A 20,259-nucleotide genomic window follows, 5' to 3' on the forward strand; every position below is an offset into this window, starting at 1 on the left:
TTTTTATTTAGAATTAGTTAATTAAGGATGATGTCATGAGCACTATAACGGTCAAAGTAAATGCCCAAACCACAACTATCACAGAACACAAGGTCGTGACACAAAACGGTAAACCTACAATAATAAAAGCCGTTGATAAAGTGAACTACGAGCTAATTGATGAGACTACGGGCCGCGCACCAAACCATATCGTTACCAAGCGTATAGATAAAGCGTTGCATATTTCTTTTGAAGACAATAATGAAAATCCTGATCTTATTATTGAAGGGTTCTATGATAATGTCGATAGTGCTCTGATCGGTATTGCTGAAGATGGCAGCTACTATTATTATATTCCTGATTCTGGTGAAGTTGGCGATTACGTCACTGAGCTACAGTCGGGTGAAATGCAGGGTCAAGCACTAGGCGGTAATCCACAAGTCGCGCCTTGGTGGATAGGTGCTACAGAGGCTGAAGGTTTTAATGCATTGCCGTGGTTAGCTGGTTTGGCAGGAATAGGGGTATTGGGTGCTGCTTTAGGCAGCAGTGGCGGAAGTAACAACAATGATAATCAACCGCCAATCGACACTGAAGCGCCTGACGCCCCAACCGATGTCGCGGTCAGTGGTGATGGCAGCACCGTCACCGGTAAAGGAGAACCTGACACCAACGTTAAAATCACCGACACAAATGGCAGCCTCATCGGTGAAGGCGTGGTGAATGCAAACGGTGACTTCACCGTGACCTTAGTGCCGCCCCTGGTGAATGGCGAACAAATAGACGCCACCTTGACAGACAAAGCAGGCAACGAATCTGACCCAACCAACGCCGCCGCCCCTGATCTAACCGCCCCAGATGCTCCAACCAGCATCCTTGTTGGTAACGACGATGGCTTCTTAAACGCCGAAGAGATCGGTGCGGACAACACTGTGGCCGTCGTGATTGGTCTACCAGAGACTGCAAAAGCAGGGGACACGGTGATCGTCAATGGCAAAGAGCAACGCTTAACGCTTGATGACATCACCGCCAAAAAAGTCACCGTCAACATCGCCGCCCCAGCGGAGGGTGACTCACTCACCATCACCGCCACCATCAGAGACGTTGCAGGCAATCAATCTCAAGCCTTAACCAAAGACTTGGGTGTGGTTGACACCGAAGCGCCTGATGCCCCAACCGATGTCGCGGTCAGTGGTGATGGCAGCACCGTCACCGGTAAAGGAGAACCTGACACCAACGTTAAAATCACAGACTCAAATGGCACCCTCATCGGTGAAGGCGTGGTAGATGCAAACGGTGACTTTACCGTGACCTTAGTGCCGCCCCTGGTGAATGGTGAACAGATAGACGCCACCTTGACAGACAAAGCAGGCAACGAATCTGACCCAACCAACGCCGCCGCCCCTGATTTAACCGCCCCAGATGCCCCAACCAGCATCCTTGTTGGTAACGACGATGGCTTCTTAAACGCAGAAGAGATAGGCGCGGACAACACTGTGGCCGTCGTGATTGGTCTACCAGAGACTGCAAAAGCAGGGGACACGGTGATCGTCAATGGTAAAGAGCAACGCTTAACGCTTGATGACATCACCGCCAAAAAAGTCACCGTCAACATCGCCGCCCCAGCGGAGGGTGACTCACTCACCATCACCGCCACCCTCAAAGACGTTGCAGGCAATCAATCTCAAGCCTTAACCAAAGACTTGGGTGTGGTTGACACCGAAGCGCCTGGCGGTCAAGACGGCGCCACTCAAGTTGCCCCTGTCGTTGCTATTCCAGAAGCTGAAAACGGTGTCAACGCACAGGAGATGGCTGATGGTATCCAAACCCAAGTCACATTGCCGACAGGTACTTTAGAGGGGGATAGTATCACCCTAACTGTGACCCCAGTGGATGGTGGAGCGCCCATACAGATCACTCATACTGTCACTGGTCCTGAAGCAGCAGCTGGCTTCTCAGAAGTTACGATACCCAATGACCTAAATGGCATTACCGCTGACGGTGGCTATACTATCGTAGCTACTGTCACAGATAAGGCGGGTAACAGCAGTGCGCCAAGTATCCCAGTAGACGTGACTGTGGATACCATCGCCCCAGATGCCCCAACCACAGCGCCCATCGTCACAGACAACGTTGCCAATGATGGTAGTGGAGACATATTAAATCCACCAGAAATAATCCAAGCTGGTGATGTCACCAACGATAATACGCCAAGTATCACTATTCCTGCGGCGCAAGCGGCTAAAGGGACGCCGCAGTTGATAGTTGATGGAAAAGTGGTGCCATCGATAGCCGTCACCAACCCAGATAATGGCAACGTGACATTAACACCGCAAGTAGCGCTTGCGGAAGGTAAGCATGATCTCAGTTACAATCTGAAAGATGCTGCTGGTAACGTGAGTGAGAGTGCGCCTGTAGTGACAGTAACGGTAGATACCATTGCTTCATTAACCGTCAATAAGCCGATTGCAGGCGATAATATTGTCAATGCTGACGAGGCAGCTCAAGGTTTTAAGGTAACAGGTACAGGTACGGCAGGCGACACCATTACTTTAACCTATGGAACAAATGGTAAGATTGGTACAGCTATCGTAGGAGCTAATGGCAAATGGTCAATTGCGGTCACGCAAATAGACGTTGCCAATATGAATCAAGGGTTAGAAACTTTGACGATTACCGCCAAAGACCCAGCGGGCAACGTCAGTTCTGAAACCGCTGATATTACTATTGTTCCTGCAGATCAATTAACCATTACCTCGCCAATTGCAGGTGACGATATCGTCAATGCTGAAGAAGCAGATACGGGCTTTAACGTAACAGGCACGGGTGTGGTAGGTGATACCATCACATTAACCAACCAAGCAGGCGATATCATCGGTATTGCAATTGTGGATGAGAATAATAAATGGAGTATCCCAGTCGCTCCTCAGAGCATTGCTGCCATGGGAGAAGGATTAGAGACTCTGACTGCAAAATCTACAAGCAGCGCTGATGTGACTAGTGCGACGATTAACATTGATACCATTGCCCCTGATGCCAGTACTACTGAGATTATTGTTGATAACGTGACTGCTGATAACGTCATTAATGCGATAGAAGCTGAAGGTAATATCGCAGTCACTGGTAGCGTGACAGGTGATTATAGTGAAGGAGATGCGGTTAAGATAACGGTTAATGGTATTGACTATACAGGTGTGGTGGATCTTGCTGGTAAATTTAGTATTGAGGTTCCAGGTGTTGAATTAGTCGCTGATGCTGATAAGGCTATTGATGTCAGTGTTACAGCAACTGATGCGGCGGGTAACACGGGCACAGTAAATACAACTAAGGAATATACTGTCAATACAGATGAAATCATCGCTGCTGCTGATAACTTTGTTGATTTTCAGATAACGGCGACGCCATTAGAGATAAAAAATGATACGCCATCAGATTTGAATAAGACAGGTTTTACCGTTGTCGGCGCAAGTTTAGGTCCTGTATTAGGTGCAGGCGTTGTCGCTGATGTCGTCAAAAATTCAGTGGTGCTTAATGTAGGTGAGGATCAAGTCCGTGAAGTCACCGTTCAAGGTAATGCAGGCGGCGTACAAGTCGCAGGCACCATGAATCTGAACTTATACAAATTAAATGAGTCTACCAACGAATGGGAGCTGCAGGCTGTTAAAGAAAATTGGGTAGTGTCTTATTTACTAGGGGGCGTGTCCAAAGAGGCCAACTTTAGCTTGGATGAAGGTCAGTGGCTCTTTGTTATGTCTGGTAATGAAGGGATCTCAGCGCTGACAGGTTATACCTTAAAATTCCTAGAAGATACCGTCTTAGATTACTCCCAAGCAACAGCGGTGAGTGGTTCAGTGACAGGAAATATTTTAGCAGATGATGATGCAAGCTCTAGTTATGATGAGCTACCAGTTGGTACTACGGTGACATCCATCACATCATCTAATGGCGCACCACAAACTCTTGAATCAGGCGAGACAACGATTGAAGGACAATATGGCACATTGACCATATCACCTGACGGTAGTTATGAATATAGGGTTAATGAAGACTTCCGTGGACCCTATGGCAGTGAAGAGAGCTTTACTTATACTATTACCTCACCTGATGGCAATACTGCTTCTGCCGAGCTTAATATTCAATTAAATATTCTTCCCGTTGACAAGCAAATCAAGATAGATCAGAGCTTGATTGTTGATGTTGAACCAACGGTCATCTTAGATACAACCGATTCTGAGATTAAAGATGCTGTCGGCTTTGGGGTTCTTGATTTGAGCTTTGGCTCATCGTCCGTGCTTGATCTTGAACTATTAGGCGGCAAGCCGCCACTTGAATTTACGGTTGGTGATAATCAAGTGCGCGAGCTTACCTTGCATGGTAGTGGGGGCGGCGTAGATATTGCAAAAACTTATAGTATGGCCGTCTATAAGCTTGACGAAAATACGGGACAATATGTACAAGTACATTTCGAGAAAAACTGGTTTAATGTGCCATTCCTTGGTGGCAAGTCAGATCCTTTGACGCTAAGTTTTGGTGCAGGCGACTATAAAGCTGTGTTATTAACCGCAGGCGGCGTTGGGGTGCTCAGTGGTAATGGCTTATATGTGGATCGCGATATCATCTATGATTATGACCAGCCCTCCAAGTTTATGGGTGAGATAACAGGCGACGCCACCCCTGATGCGGGCAAAGTTATACTTAAGGTTGGTGAAGAGTCTGTCACATCAGATACACCAGTGACTTACCAAGGCAAATATGGGCAGCTCACAATAGAGGCAAATGGCGATTACACCTATAGCGTAAATAATAACGCTAGTGATCCTAATTGGCAGCCGCCATATGGTGCGGTAGACTCATTTAGATTGGTAACCAAAGACGCAAACGGTAAAGCTGCTGTTGAAACGCTAAACATCAAGATTAGCACGCATACGGCGGTTGATGATTTTAATGAAGTGGCGGTACAAACGCAGAATACCGTCACCAATATCACCTTTAATGAGCCAGATAAAGTAGGTAATTATGGCAAGTCTTACACTAAAGAGTTTGAGATCGCTGAACATGATGCCGCCGCTCCGGTTATCATAGAAGCGACTGCCAGATCTACTAATATCGCTTTTGGTGATAATGTCACCATCACTTATACTTTGTTAAATACCACAACTGGTCAAAGATTTACTGGGTCAGTCAAGGGTACAAAGGCAGGAGCGTCCTTGAGCGATTCATTACCTGATTTGCCAGCAGGCAGTTATACACTCACGATTACGACGAACAAAGGCAACTTGCAGAGCATCGGTTTTGATACTACAGTCATTCATTCAGAGGATTATAGTGCTTCGTCACCCGCTGAAGTAACTGGCGTATTACTTGGTAATGATGCAGGTATAGGTAATATCTCTGAGCTAAAAGTTGGCAGTAAATCAGTGTTTATTAGCGATCCAAATCAAGGGGCTAAATCAATTGATATCGAAGGTTTGTATGGCACCTTGACGGTTAACAAAGATGGTAGCTATAGCTATCTACCAAATGGTGAGAGCTTTGGGATAGAGCGCTTTACTTATGAGACTGTTTCTGTGACAGGTGTCAAAGAGACAGCAACGTTAGAGATTAACGTTGGTAAAACAGTAACCGCCTCTATTCATAATGATGTTGCTGTCAGCTCTGCTGCTAACGATAGCTTCATAATGGGCGCAGGCGCTGATACTTTAGTCTTTGATAATCTAGGTACAGAAAACGGCGGCAATGGTAATAACGGTCTGGATATTTGGAGTGACTTTAGTGCGGCCCAAGGCGATCAAATTGATATCACAGGCTTGCTCGATGGCAACCAAACAGCAGCTAACATAGGCAATTATCTTAAGTATCAAGATGGTGTTCTCATGGTAGACCGTAATGGCAATGCTGAATATGAAGCGCTGTTACAGGTCGCAGCGACCGATCTGACTGAGTTGTTAGGCAGCATCAAGTGGCAGGTAGCAGGTGCTAATATTGCAAGCTATAGCATTGGAGCTATCGGTAAAGATACTGTCTATCTAGATGATATCTATGCTTCATCCTCGCATCATCTTGATGAAGGTTCCGATACTTTTACTTTGACAGGTTCTGGTCAAACCATCAGTTTGTCAGATTTTTTTGAAACTGACGTGATTGATATTAGCGGTACGGCTGCAAATACCTTAAATATTGGAGATGAGGATGTGACTGGCGCTGAAATGTCGAATCCGATTTATGTTAGAGGCGATAGTGATGACACAGTAAATCTTCAAGGCAGTGACTGGAGTAAAACGGGACAAACTGTCAATGATAATACTGGACAAACTTATGATGTATGGCAGATAGATAATAACCTATCTTCTCAGGTTTATATTGATACTGAGATTGCCAATATTATCTGATGATATTGCGATCTAAAAAACGCTTCCAATAGGGAAGCGTTTTTTACACTTAGTGCTGAGTGGTTGTAAAAAGTGATATGTGAACCATCGCGACCCATTATTCGTATCAAAATATATTTATAGAGTTGGCTATTGAAACCTAATATGAAAAAACTGTCAGACCAAAGAACCTTACTTTCTGGTTTAATACCATGTAGACCGCTAATACTCTTAGCTACCAGCATGTGTTTTGCTATAACTACGCAGGCTGCAGTAACAGATATGCAAATCAATACCTTGATTACACATGCAGTTCAGACGCATCCTTTGGTTGGCTCAGCGCGCGCCAATCAACAGGCAACCACAGAAGGTATTAATGCAGCAAAATTGAATCTATTACCAACCCCAAGCATAAGCTCAGGCTATGATAGAGACAATGATTTTGTCTCACAAGTGACCATTCGCCAGCCATTATGGACAGGTGGTAAGCTCACTGCTGATGTCAATCAAGCCATATTTGATGACAAGGCGGCCGTTGAGTACGTCTATGAGCAGCAAAATCTCGTCGCCAAGACCACGATTGATGCTTGGCAAGCTTATATCCAAGCCATTGCCAAACAAAGCGTGCATATCGATGGTTTAAAAGAATTGAATGAGTTTGAAGCCATGATGCAGCGCCGTGTCAAACAGGGTGTCTCTGCGCGTATCGAACTTGATTTAGTGACTAACCGTATATTGCAGGAGCAAAATGCTTATCAAGCGGCGGTGGAGCAGCAACGCATCGCGGCTGCGCGACTTGAGCAAATTGTCGGCGAGCCTTTGTCGCAAAGTAGCGTGATGAGCTTACCTAATATCAAAGCACTCGTCAATCAAGCCAAACAACAATCTACCAATTTTGAGAGTATGGCGTTTGAGCAAGCCGGTTTCTATAATCCCACCGTAGTAAAAGAGCACTTTCAAATTGAGTCAGCAAAACAAGGCGTTGAGGCTCAGCAAGCCTCTAAATATCCTACCGTGTATGCTCAATACGAGCACGCTTACTATCATGAAGACAAAGAAAATAAAGGTAAGTTCTCACTGGGGCTAAGTTATGCACCGGGCGCAGGGTTTTCTAATCTAGCCCTATCCCGTGCCTCGCAGGCGCAAGTGAGTAGCTTGGTACAAACACAAGAAGCAGCACGTCGGCGCGTCATAGAAAACGTACAGGTGCAGTATCAGCAATTTGTGAGCGCAAGAGATCGCGAGACCTCACTAGTTGCGGCGGTAGCGGGGGCGCAGATTGTCGTCAGCTCCTATCGTCGCCAGTTTATTGCTGGACGTAAATCTTGGTTAGAGGTGCTAAACGCAGTTCGTGAGCACAATGAGTATCAAATACAATTGGTGCAGACGCGAGCAGATATGTTAGGCGCGTTTTATCGTCTCCAAGTAGATTTTGGCAGTATGCCATGGCAACAGTATGGACACAATCGTGCGCCAGTCACATTATTTAAACCATTAGATCCTGTAAAAGACTGGATTCACCATCAAGAAGAAAAACAATCCGCCAAGCGCATGGGTTATATACCGGCGGCAGAAGAGGACTATGCAGAAGAAGACTATGCAGAAGAGGATTATATAGAAATTAGGCTGCCTGACAATATAGAAGACAGCCTTAATAATGGCAATTTTATTATGCTAAACGAAGATTATAGTGTCACGCCCATCGTTGATCAAAATACTATAATAGAGCGGAAGAAGTGACAAATATGAGTGAAGAATTTAAGCTGATAGCCGCAGATTTAGAGAGTAACCAGATGAGCAATATGGCCGATCAAATGTTGACGCCATCTGATCTGATGCAGACTTTGGCTGATGCTATCAGGCATTTATTGAGTCAGCAAGGGTATCCGATAGACCATGTGCGCTTACAAGAAGTGGTCGCCCGCTATGATGGCAGGTCAACCAATGATAATGGTCAGGACATCAATGAGCTTGGTCGCGTGGTTGCAATATTAAAAGATATTGGCATAGACAAGACGCCAGAAGTACTAGAGCAGCCAGACGCAGCCTTTTTGCCTTTATTGTCTTATCGACCAGATTTGGGTTGGGGCGTCATCGACGGTCAAACGCCGCAAAAGAGCTGGAACTTCAGACAAGAAAACAATCATATCCATACACGTACTGATGAGCTAACAGTGGTGCTAAGGATTCGTCTTAGTGATGAGCATATCCAAAAGCGTAAATCCTCTTTTACAGAGTTATTAAAATCCGATTTAGGCAACTATAAAGCCGTTCTCATCGAAGCTGTGCTGGCGACCTTTTTGATTAATATGTTGGCATTGGCGGTATCGCTATTCTCTATGCAGGTTTATGATCGGGTTATACCGACACGTAGTGAATATACGCTCATTATTTTGGCCAGTGGTGTCTTTTTGGTGATCCTTTTTGAAGCGTTTATGAAATTTTCACGCTCAAGAATTATGGACAAAGTCGTTGTGGGGTTGGATCAATACTTGTCGCGTGAGGTATTTCAGCGTCTGCTAAAAGTTCGTATAGATCAAATGCCAGGTTCAGTAGGCTCGATGGCGGCGCAATTGCGTGGCTATGAACAGGTGCGCAGCTTTTTTACCGCCAGTACTTTGTTTGGCTTGGTCGACTTGCCGATGACCATCATTTTTATCTCTTTAGTCGCTTTTATTGGGTCGCCGCTAGTGGCTGTTGTTCCGATCATTGCTGCTGTGATTGCGGTGACGATGGGGCTGTTCGCTCGTAAACGTATTGATGCCATTGCTGCTGAAGGCGCTACGGCCTCTTACTATAAGACAGGTCTATTGGTTGAAGCGGTTGAAGGTGTTGAAACCATCAAAGCGGGGGCTGGAAGTTGGAAGTTTTTATCACGTTGGCTTGATGTGATGAAGGTCACTATCAAAAACGACTTAGACATGAAGCACACCAATGATAACCTGACGTATTTTACCCAGATGCTACAGCAGATTAGTTATGTTGGCATTGTCATTGTCGGCTCATTTGTGGTGATCAGCGGCGATATGACCATGGGTGGATTGATTGCTTGCTCGATACTTGGTGGTAGGGTGTTAGCCCCCGTTATGATGCTACCAAATTTGTTGGTGCAATACTCACATGCCAAAGCCGCTAAGCTCAATATTGAAACCTTGTTTTCACTAGAGCAGGACAACCATGGTGTTTCTTACCCTTTATCACCCAGTCGTATTAATGGTTTTTATCAATGTGAAAACTTAGGATTCAATTATTCAGGTAACGACAGAGCTGCTGTAGATGTAAAAAAGTTAACGATTCGTCCGGGGGAGCGTATTGCTATATTGGGGCCTATCGGCTCAGGTAAATCGACACTCCTAAAGATACTTGCTGGATTATATGCGCCAACCAAAGGACGTGTCTTATTAGATGGTCTTGATATCCATCAGATCAGCCGCGAGACCTTAAGCGAACGTTTGGGGTATTTACAGCAAGATCATCGTTTATTCCAAGGAACGCTGCGAGAGAATTTATTGATAGGAATGGCGGCGCCTAATGATGATGTGATGCAAGAGGTACTGAGCAAGACTGGACTGATACATCTGGTCTCAAGTCATTCAAGTGGTCTTGATTTGCCTATTAGCGAGGGGGGGCGCGGCCTGTCTGGAGGGCAAAAACAGCTCGTTGCTTTTACGCGTTTATTATTGACCAAGCCCAATGTGTTTTTACTCGATGAGCCTACTGCTTCCATGGACAATAGGCAAGAGCAGCGCTGTCTTCAAGTGCTCAAACAGGAACTGACAGCAGGTCAAACATTTATCGTCTCAACTCATAAAACGGCATTGTTAGAGTTGGTCGATAGACTGATTATTATGGACAATCAGCGCATCATTATCGATGGTCCAAAACAGGCAGTACTTGATGAGCTAAGGAAAAACGAGCAAGCTAAAAATTCGCCTGCTCAATCGCTAAACTCTAAAGGTATGGTGAAGTCTAGCATCCATAAAACGCTCACAGACGCTTAAGGTAAGTAGGTATGTCAGACTATATATATACGCCCACCACGATCAAGGTCGGTCGTTCAAGGCTGAGTATTTGGATTGGAGTAATCGGTATCCTGATTTTGATCATATGGGCATCCTTTGCCAAAATCGATCAGGTCACTCGTGCAAAGGCAACTGTGATTGCCAGCGCTCGCACGCAAGAGATTCAAGCTTCAGAAGGTGGAGTTTTGACAGAGTTGGCAGTGACTGAAGGTCAAGAGGTGACAGCAGGTCAGCTGCTTGTGGTCTTAGAAGAAGAGCGCGCTAAAGCTGCTTTAGACAATTCTGCTTCTAAGACAGCGGCATTACAGGCGAAATTGGCTCGACTAAATGCAGAGATTTTTGAGAAGCCTCTTGTGTTTCCTAAAGAGGTGAAAAATTACCCTGAATACATCCAAAACCAAACCGCACTTTATAATCGTCGTCGTCAAGCCATCAATGAAGAAGTGTCTTCTCTTGAAGCCATGCTGGTACTAGCAGAAAAAGAGCTGAGAATGAATGAGCCGTTATTAGAATATGGCGATGTCAGTCAAGCAGACGTGATTAAATTGCGCCGTCAAGTGGCTGATATTGAGGCACAAATCAATAATAAGCGAAACAAATATTTTGAAGAAGCACAAGCAGAAATGACTAAGGCGCAAGAGGAGCTAGACACCGAGCTTGAGCAACTGCGAGATCGCGTACAGGTCTTAGAAGAAAAGCGTTTGATGTCGCCGACAGATGGCAAAATTAAAAACATCAACGTCACCACCATCGGCGGGGTTGTTAAGCCTGGCGAAGTTATATTACAAATATTGCCAACCAGTAGCGATTTGGTCATTGATGCAAAGGTCAATCCTGCGGATATTGCCTATGCTAAAGAAGGTCAGGCAGCCACTGTGAAGCTTGACGCTTATGATTATTCAATCTTTGGCGCAATGAATGGCACAGTAAGCTATATCAGCCCAGATACCTTAATGGAGCAAACACCTAAAGGAGAAGAGCCTTATTATCGAGTATTAATTGTTATTACTGGCGCTGAATTTAAAGGACGAGAAGATAAAATAGTGATTAAGCCTGGTATGACAGCTTCTGTTGATATTAAGGCGATGGAGCGGACGGTATTGTCTTATCTCACTAAGCCTATTACTAAGACTTTATCAGAAGGAATGGGTGAGCGTTGATGGACATAATAGATCTAATAGACTATAAGGTTTAAAGTGCCGCGCTGTTTACTTTTCATCCCACTCACAGCAGGTGAGCATCAATTACAAGTTACCATACCGCAACCAGTGACTTTATATTTAATGCCCTACAACAGATAGTGCTCTTGCACATAGGACACACACAGCTCATAAAAAGCTTGAGCTGGCGGGGAAATAGACTTATCAGCCAGTTTAAAGATACCGATTTGTCTATTTAAAGCAGGATCAAGTAAGTTTATCCAAACCAGCTCAGGCTCATTAGAGGGAAAGGCAAGTTTCGGTAGGGTAGTGATACCAAGATCGTTTCTTAATAGTGAAAACAGAGAGGTAATGTTTTCTACTGTATAGCGAGCTTTGCGATTGAGCACTTCTGCTGGTGTGTTTTCGAGTAATCGGCAGGTGCCATTATAAATAAAAGGCTCGGCCATGAGTTGTTGCCATTTTAGCCCTTGAGAGTGATGTGATTCATGATTTAGCGCATTGCTTTTAAGACAAACCACACCGATGGGGTCTGATATCAGTGGGGTAAAATCAATATCTGTTTGATTGATACTCGTACAGTTGCCTAATGCCAAATCTACCTCGCCCGTGAGCAACCGATTTGCGACGCCAACCGCGTTATCATCTATCAAGACAATTTCAATATCAGGGTATTTCTTTGAATAAGCGACCAATACGCTAGGCAATAGCTTCGTCACCAATGACGGCACGCTGGCAATGCTTATCTTCCCTTTATCGCCTGCTGCACTCGCTCTTAAGTCCTCTTCAAACGCTTGATAAACACTAATGAACTGCTGAATCTTTGGTAAGCAGCTCTCTCCAAACGGCGTCAGTGTTACTTTATTACCACTTTCAAATAAACGCTGATCCAGCGTTTTTTCAAGCTCTTTTATAGAGGCGGATAATGCGGCCTGTGTTCTGTTAGCGCGGTTGGCTGCCGAACGAAACCCCCCTTCTTCGACCACAAATAAAAAATGCCGTAACTGTTGTAGTTTCATCATCGTTAGTGCCTTGCTATTTGCTGCCGTTGATTAGAAGCTATTTATCATAGTGATAGATTAAATCTATCATATTTAATATTTAATTAGTTAGATTTGTCATTATTTATTGCGTAGGATAATCAATAACAAAGAAATTGCCAAACCATTCATTCAAAGGATATGACGATATGACGACTCCCTCAACCAAACAAGCAGTTCAGACTGCACTTTTTGCCTCAAAGTCGCCTCTTGAATGGGCGATCACAAGTAATGGCACATTATATACCGCACAAATTCCTATTGATGAAAACGGCGATGTGGTCGCAGGTGGTATCGAAGCCCAAACTCGGCAAACCCTTGATAATTTAAAGCATACATTAGAGTGTGCCAATGTAGGCATGAACTCAGTCTTACAGGTACTTATTTATGTTACTGATCGTGAATATCTGAAAACGGTCAATCAAGTCTATGCTGAATATTTTACAGCGCCTTATCCAAATCGCGCCGCTTTGGTCATAGCAGGACTTGCTCGTGAAGAGATGTTGGTTGAGCTGGTTGTTTACGCGGCCGTACCATAATTTCCCACTATAGTTATATAGCTCTATAAATCATTTTATAACGCAAATTTTAATAAACTGAGGACGCCACAATGTCAGCTCAAAACATCCAAAAAGTATTACAGCAAAACCCACAGCAATCCCTTTATATCAATGGTGAATGGCAAGCGGGTAGCGATACCATTGCTAATATCAACCCATCTGATATCAGTGAAACGATCGGCGAGTTCGCCCAAGCCAGCAGCGATCAAGTTAAAGATGCTATTGCTGCTGCTCGCCAAGCGCAGCCGAAGTGGGAAGCAACGCCGTTAGAGAAGAAGCAATCTATTTTGCAGGCGATTGGCGATGAGATGATTGCCCGCTGCGATGAATTAGGGGCGTTATTGTCACGTGAAGAAGGTAAGCCATTTGCGGAAGGTCGCGGCGAGATTTATCGTGCCGGTCAGTTTTTCCATTATTATGCCGCTGAGGTGTTGCGTCAAATGGGCGATACTGCAGATTCAGTACGTCCAGGAGTTAAAGTAGAAGTCACGCGTGAGGCCGTCGGTGTCGTCGCCATTATCTCTCCTTGGAACTTCCCAACCGCAACCGCTGTATGGAAAATCGCCCCAGCATTAGCATTTGGCAATAGCGTCATTTGGAAGCCTGCCAATTTAACACCAGCCAGTGCAGTCGCCTTAGCTGAAATTATTCATCGTCAAGGGTTGCCTGAAGGTACGTTTAACTTGGTATTGGGTGGCGGCTCAATCGTTGGTGACGCACTCATTCATTCAAAAGATATCGATGCGGTTAGTTTTACAGGCTCTGTGCCAACCGGTCGTAAAGTTGCTGCAGCAACCGCGCCAAACTTTGTCCGTTGCCAGCTAGAGATGGGTAGTAAAAATGCCTTGGTTATCGCTGATGATGCTGATTTACAAGTCGCTATTGATGCAGCGGTTGCTGGTGCGTTTGGCGGTTCAGGACAAAAATGTACGGCATCTTCACGCTTGATTGTCATGGATGGTATTCATGATGCGTTCGTCGATGGTGTCATCGCAAAAATGAAAACCCTAAAGGTTGGCCATGCGCTTGATGACGGTATTTTTATGGGTCCTGTGGTTGATGATAAGCAACTTGCCTCTAACTTAGACTGGATTGAAAAGGCCAAGCAAGCCGGTGCCAATTTAGCCTTTGGTGGTGAGCGCCTATCAATGCCGCATGATGGCTATTATATGTCGCCGACCTTGTTTACTGAGACTGATAACAGCTGGGATATCAATCAAGAAGAAGTATTCGCGCCGCTCGCTTGTGTCATGCGCGTTAGCAGTTTAGAGGAAGCGATTGCGATGACCAATGATACGCGCTTTGGTCTAACCGGCGGTATCATTACCCAAAGCTTGCGTAATAGCGCGATGTTTAAAGAGCAAGTACAAGCAGGCTGCGTCATGGTCAATCTAGCCACTGCTGGCACGGACTATCATGTGCCGTTTGGTGGTCGTAAAGAGTCTAGCTTTGGCCCGCGTGAGCAAGGTCAGTATGCCAAAGAGTTTTATACCATTGTCAAAACCGCTTATCAAAAGGCTTATTAACAGTCAGTTAATGACAGGTGCTATTAGTGATGTGTGGCTGGTAAATTATCCTGCCACAATGCATTTGTAAAAGTATAAAAGGAATTAACTATGTATCAAGACCATATCGTCATTGACGGCTTACAGTATAGCCATTGGGATCGTGACTATTTCAAAATGCTGCAAGCCAGCGGTATCAATGCGGTACATGCCACCTTGGTTTATCACGAGGATTCACGGCAGACAATGACGCGTTTTGCAGAATGGCATGCACGCTTTGAGCAAAACTCAGATCTTATCTTGCCAGTCTACTCAGTCACTGATATTGAGATGGCAAAGCAGCAAGGTAAAGTCGGTATTCTTTTTGGCGCACAAAATTGTTCACCGATTGATGATGAAATTGGTCTTATCAGCGTGATGCGCCGTTTAGGGCTACTGATTATGCAGCTGACATATAACAACCAAAGCCTACTAGCGACCGGTTGTTATGAGAAGAATGATAGTGGTATTACGCGTTTTGGTCAGCAGGCTATAGCAGAGATGAATCGAGTTGGCATGATTATCGATATGTCGCATAGCGCAGAGCGTTCGACGCTTGAAGCGATTGAGCATTCGACGCGCCCGATATGTATCAGTCATGCCAATCCAACGGCTGCACACGATGCGCTGCGTAATAAATCTGATGCCGTTATTAGTGCCTTAACCAAAGCGGGCGGGCTATTAGGTTTTAGCTTATATCCGTTTCATCTGCCTAATGGTAGTGATTGCACGCTTGATGATTTTTGTAGCATGGTTGCTGATTGTGCTGATAAACATGGCGTTGATCACTTAGCGATTGGCAGTGATTTGTGCCTAAACCAACCGCAAGCGGTGCTTGAATGGATGCGCAATGGACGCTGGTCAAAGGCCATGGATTATGGCGAAGGTAATGCCAATAATTCAGGTTGGCCTGATACCTTGCCATGGTTTGCAGGCAAAGACGGCATGGAAAATATTTATAACGGTCTACTAAAGCATGGTTTTAATGATGCCGATGCTGGAAAGATTATTGGACAAAACTGGTTTAATTTTCTTGAGAATGGCATTAAGCCTTTGGTATAAATGCTCGGCACAGAGCTCGCTTTCTAACATGCTGGCTAAAACTCAAAGTAACAAATATGAAAGTCAGAAGCATTGAAGCCACAAGCATGAAAGTATAGATGGATAAGACGGTTTAGATAAAACGCCAACTTAAATGACGCAACATTATCATATGGAATCACATCATGGCTGATTTAAAAGGATTTAACAGTAAGCGACATGAGCAAGGACGCTCTCACCAAACCGACAAGATAGCAGATGCTCTAGCACATGCGGACAATCCATCAGATACTTTAGGGCTAAAAAATCCAGCATTTTGGTACAGTGGCGGTTTTATCATTGTCTTTGTTCTCATGGCTATCTTTGCCGAAGAGTACTTGGCAAAACTCATCAATGTCGGATTTTCTTGGTCGGCAACCATCTTTGGTCCTTTTTGGCAAATCTTATTGTTAGCGACCTTTGTAATTGCCTTGGCAGTTGGGGCAGGTCGCACAGGACGGGTCATTTTAGGTGGCTTAGCAAAGCCTGAGATGGATAGTTTTAAATGGATGGCAATTTTATTCTGTACGCTGCTTGCTGGCGGCGGCGTCTTTTGGGCAGCCGCTGAGCCTATCGCTCATTTCGTTAGTGCACCGCCTGTATATGCTGAAACCGCTGATATCCAACAACGCGCTTTTAATGCGCTATCTCAGTCTTTTATGCATTGGGGATTTCTAGCTTGGTCTATTGTCGGTAGCTTGACGGCTATTGTGGTCATGCATCTGCATTATGACAAAGGCTTGCCGCTTAAGCCGCGCACGCTTTTATATCCGATGTTTGGTGAGCGCGTTCTGACAGGTCAAACGGGCGCGATTATCGATGCTTGTTGTATTGTTGCGGTTGCTGCCGGTACGATCGGTCCTATTGGCTTTTTGGGCTTACAAACCAGCTATGCATTAAATACACTGTTTGGTATTCCTGATACCTTTACCACCCAACTTATCATCATTATCTTTGCTATTGCACTTTATACGCTCTCAGCCATTAGTGGGCTTGCTCGAGGTATGCAGCTGCTCAGTCGTTTTAACGTCATCTTGGCCTTTGGTCTGATGATCTTTATTTTGATGTTTGGTCCTAGCAAATTTATTGTGAATGGTTATATTCAAGGTGTTGGTACCATGGTACAAAACTTTATCCCGATGGCAACCTATCGCGGCGATGAAGCTTGGCTTGGTAGTTGGACGGTTTTCTTTTGGGGCTGGTTTTTGGGTTATGGTCCGATGATGGCGATCTTTATCGCTCGTATCTCACGTGGTCGCACCATTCGTGAACTGATTACAACCGTATGTATTTTGGCGCCCTTGGTCACCTGCTTTTGGTTCACGGTCATCGGTGGTTCGGGTCTTGCGTTTGAGATTGCCAATCCCGGCAGTGTAAGTACGGCATTTGAAGGCTTTAATCTTCCCGGTGCACTGCTTGCCATTACTCAGCAGCTGCCGTTTCCTTTGATTACCTCGTTATTATTTATCATTTTAACCATGGTTTTTATTGTTACTACTGGTGATTCGATGACCTATACCATCAGTGTGGTTATCAGTGGTGAGAGAGAGCCAAACGCTATGATTCGCACCTTTTGGGGTGTGATGATGGGGGTCACGGCGATTGTGCTTATCTCCCTTGGTGCAGGCGGGGTGACAGCATTACAGTCCTTTATTGTTATTACGGCGGTACCTGTCTCCTTTGTTTTGCTGCCATCATTATGGAATGGTCCAAAAATTGCTCAGCAAATGGCACGGGATCAGGACCTTTATCGCCCTAATAGGGTAGAGACTGCTCATCAGTTTATCGAAGAGCAACTGGTTGAAAAAAATGAAAGCATCGACTAGGTAGTGCTTTGTTATAGATGATAGTTTATTTGCGTATAAAAGCCGTAAATCCAAAGTATTAAAAGTATTAAAAGTATTAAAAGTATTAAAAGTATTAAAAGGTGGTTGGTTTAACACATTATTGAAGGTGATAGTTATATGGAACATACTTTGCCAAACAACCCTAAGCTAGATGCAGTCAGCTTTCGTAGCCCCGATATGGTGATGAATTCTGAACGACTGGGCGCGATGCATCAGACGCGTATCAGCTTTGTACGTACGTTATTGCGCAAAATCGACAAAGAGCATTGGACATTAAGTAAGTATCTATGGGATTTAGATAGCGATGGCTATGGACAGGTTATCTATCGTTTACAAACGCCTGAACACGTCTATCACTTGGTGGTATTTTGCAATCAGATTGCTGATGAAGAGCGTAATGATCGCGTCATTGCGCAAAAATGGGATGTTACCTTTGCCCTTGTTTATGGCGAGATAGGGGATGAGCTACTGGCAAACCTAAAGGTCAATGTGCCATTACAAGAAGCCGGTCGTAACTCTAACATGGTGATGGTGCTGGCACGTGCCAATAAAAGCGTACGCGTCTTTGATCATATTGTCAGCTCACTTGCTGAAGGGCAGCAGCCTGATTTGGACGTACTGGCGCAAGTCGGTTATATTTTGCGCACCACGGCCGTTTATGGCAATGGTAAATTCGGTATTTATGACTTTAAACCGCTAGATCATAGCGAAGATTTTAATCAATCGTTCCGCGCCCAGATGTGTGCGGTGTATCTGATTCGAGAGTTTAGCCTTGACTGGGTTGATTATTTAGCGCAGCAAAAAGGCGGCGTTAAAGCGGTCAGTTTACACCCTGAGATTAAGCAGTATCTGGGCATAGGTAATGCAACCGGTCTTGGTATGGCGCCTTATTTGATTAATCATCCTTGTGTGGTTGATCAATGGCTCACGACTCGTGAAGGCGCGCTACAAGCGGTCTTGGTCTGTGAGATTAATGATGACCGTAATAATAAAAAAATCAAGCAGTTTACAATCTTGATAAAACGCGCTGTCCAGCATTTCTCTGAAGTGGTGACCATTAATGAGCCGCAAATCCTACTTAATAGTACTGTCGTTAAAGAGTTAACAGCTTTGCAAGAGCAGCTGGCAACTGAGCTTAAAAAATGTGATACATGGGCGGATTTTTTACAGCGTCAGGCGCACCTTAGTTTTGAGAGCCAAGAGGTCATTATCTCTTGTATGATGGAGCTTTATCCTGAGCTTGTTGATGCGTTTGCAGGGCAAGTCAATGCGGATGAAACCATGTCACTGCCGAGTGGTAAAGTCGTGCAGGACTTGATTGATGTCTTAGAAGCGCGTTATCAGTGGGCAATTAACATTGATTTTAATACGGCTGATAATATCTACTGGTTCTGGTATCGCTCAGAAGATAAAGAAGAGCCGAGAATGGGTGTGCGCGGACAAGAGCATGGCGATGATAAGGAGTTTTTATTAGATATCGGCAGGCAAACCAATACGTTATATCGAGCACTGCAACAAGCAAATCCACAGCAGCTATTATCAGAGTTTATTCTTACTCAGCCAAAATATCGCTCGATAGCTCGGCGCGTTTGGACGATGGGGCACAAGAAAATGGGTGATATCCAGATAAACGTATTACAAAAGACAGCATTACCCATGCATCTACTGCGCTGTAAATTGTCTATGTTTGGTGCAACCAAGTTTGATCCAAGATCAGATCGCTGGGTGCGTGTGACGCTATTCCAAGGCGCGCCGTTATTCAATGATGTCCACAGTGATGAGTGGCTGTTTCCTTTATTACCTAGCGTAGCTTTAGTTACCCAATAAGGAGTATTTGAACATGATTGTATCGCACAATGAAATCGTGACTATGGTCAATAAAGCCTTCTTGGGTATGCAGCGAGAAGTAGGAGAAGCAGACCTGATTGCCGCTATGGTTGCAGAGCTGCAAATGGCAGGGCTTGACGGTATTTTGCACTTTAATAATGCCAGCCCATACATCTTATTAGAACGTGATGCCCCTATCGATATCATCTATCAAAGCGAGAATGAGGTCAGATTAGACTTGCATGGCAGTAGTCTGGTCTGTCATTTGCCAGCAGTAATGGATTATGTTGTGGAAAAAATGGGCAGTCGCAATCATTTTAAAGTGTATTTGCAAAATTGTCATAATCGCTGGCTTGCCTATAGTGAGCTTGCAAAGCTTGCGGCAAAAGGCATCGCTTGTTTGGCAAAATGGGACAATGGTCGTGCACCCAAACATACGATATTTACTTTAGATAAAAGGTTCGTTTATCCTGATTTATATTTTTTTGATGAAGCACAGGCGAATTATAATACCAATGATATGATCATTGAGCTGTCAACGGACAACTTCGATATTGAACAAGATATTCAGAACTTTGATCGTAAAGTATCAACAGATGAGCTGTATGCAACCCATCAGCGGGCATGGAAAGAAGGTATTTATGTCGATGATGAGCAGTGGGCAATGTTGAAAAAAAGCGCTGCGGCAATATTGGTCGAAAACAGTGAAGCTTCAAGTAAAGGGGCTGGCGGTATCTAAGCTACTAAGCTATATAGACTATAGGACGTGCCATCCGTCTTTAGCCATCACAATCACTGAACCTGTGAAATTTTATTCCTGCGCTGATACTTATTG

Annotated in this window: 11 protein-coding genes; 10 read left to right on the plus strand and 1 reads right to left on the minus strand. The window is 44.7% G+C overall.

Annotated features, from left to right (window positions below):
• The first annotated feature begins 35 nt into the window (after window positions 1–35).
• From ABYU67_RS00875 to ABYU67_RS00890, 4 genes are all read left to right on the plus strand, one after another.
• Entirely contained in the window at window positions 36–6,365 is a 6,330-nt protein-coding gene (locus ABYU67_RS00875; RefSeq protein ID WP_372843081.1) for a BapA/Bap/LapF family large adhesin, read from the plus strand.
• A 261-nt stretch (window positions 6,366–6,626) separates the two neighbouring features.
• Window positions 6,627–8,084 carry a TolC family protein gene (locus ABYU67_RS00880; protein WP_372843082.1) on the plus strand — a complete coding sequence of 486 codons (1,458 nt, stop codon included), beginning with the start codon at window positions 6,627–6,629 and terminating at the stop codon, window positions 8,082–8,084.
• A 5-nt stretch (window positions 8,085–8,089) separates the two neighbouring features.
• Window positions 8,090–10,345, plus strand: a complete 2,256-nt coding sequence (locus ABYU67_RS00885) for a type I secretion system permease/ATPase (protein WP_372843084.1) — start codon at window positions 8,090–8,092, stop codon at window positions 10,343–10,345.
• A gap of 11 nt (window positions 10,346–10,356) precedes the next feature.
• Window positions 10,357–11,526: an HlyD family efflux transporter periplasmic adaptor subunit gene (locus ABYU67_RS00890; RefSeq protein ID WP_372843085.1), complete on the plus strand. Its 1,170-nt coding sequence runs from the start codon at window positions 10,357–10,359 to the stop codon at window positions 11,524–11,526.
• 128 nt (window positions 11,527–11,654) lie between these two features.
• Here ABYU67_RS00890 and ABYU67_RS00895 read toward each other — a convergent pair whose 3' ends face one another.
• A complete protein-coding gene (locus ABYU67_RS00895) occupies window positions 11,655–12,548 on the minus strand; it encodes a LysR family transcriptional regulator (RefSeq protein ID WP_372843086.1) in 894 nt (297 codons plus the stop codon).
• A 167-nt stretch (window positions 12,549–12,715) separates the two neighbouring features.
• On the opposite strand from ABYU67_RS00895, the gene ABYU67_RS00900 reads away from it, so the two are divergent.
• The 6 genes from ABYU67_RS00900 to ABYU67_RS00925 all read left to right on the plus strand — a co-directional run bounded on the left by ABYU67_RS00900 (window position 12,716) and on the right by ABYU67_RS00925 (window position 20,163).
• Complete coding sequence (locus tag ABYU67_RS00900) at window positions 12,716–13,105, plus strand: RidA family protein (RefSeq protein ID WP_372843087.1); 390 nt, start codon at window positions 12,716–12,718, stop codon at window positions 13,103–13,105.
• 71 nt (window positions 13,106–13,176) lie between these two features.
• On the plus strand, window positions 13,177–14,652 hold the full coding sequence (locus ABYU67_RS00905) for an aldehyde dehydrogenase family protein (protein WP_372843089.1): 1,476 nt from the start codon (window positions 13,177–13,179) through the stop codon (window positions 14,650–14,652).
• A 90-nt stretch (window positions 14,653–14,742) separates the two neighbouring features.
• The gene (locus ABYU67_RS00910) at window positions 14,743–15,732 is read left to right on the plus strand and encodes a membrane dipeptidase (RefSeq protein ID WP_372843090.1); all 990 of its coding nucleotides are present in this window, start codon (window positions 14,743–14,745) and stop codon (window positions 15,730–15,732) included.
• 164 nt (window positions 15,733–15,896) lie between these two features.
• A complete protein-coding gene (locus ABYU67_RS00915; protein ID WP_372843092.1) occupies window positions 15,897–17,576 on the plus strand; it encodes a BCCT family transporter in 1,680 nt (559 codons plus the stop codon).
• 138 nt (window positions 17,577–17,714) lie between these two features.
• The gene (locus ABYU67_RS00920; RefSeq protein ID WP_372843093.1) at window positions 17,715–19,424 is read left to right on the plus strand and encodes a hypothetical protein; all 1,710 of its coding nucleotides are present in this window, start codon (window positions 17,715–17,717) and stop codon (window positions 19,422–19,424) included.
• 13 nt (window positions 19,425–19,437) lie between these two features.
• Complete coding sequence (locus tag ABYU67_RS00925) at window positions 19,438–20,163, plus strand: DUF3726 domain-containing protein (protein ID WP_372843094.1); 726 nt, start codon at window positions 19,438–19,440, stop codon at window positions 20,161–20,163.
• The last annotated feature ends 96 nt before the right edge of the window (window positions 20,164–20,259 follow it).

Origin of the sequence: Psychrobacter sp. (assembly GCF_041554015.1) — a bacterium.
Classification (GTDB): domain Bacteria; phylum Pseudomonadota; class Gammaproteobacteria; order Pseudomonadales; family Moraxellaceae; genus Psychrobacter.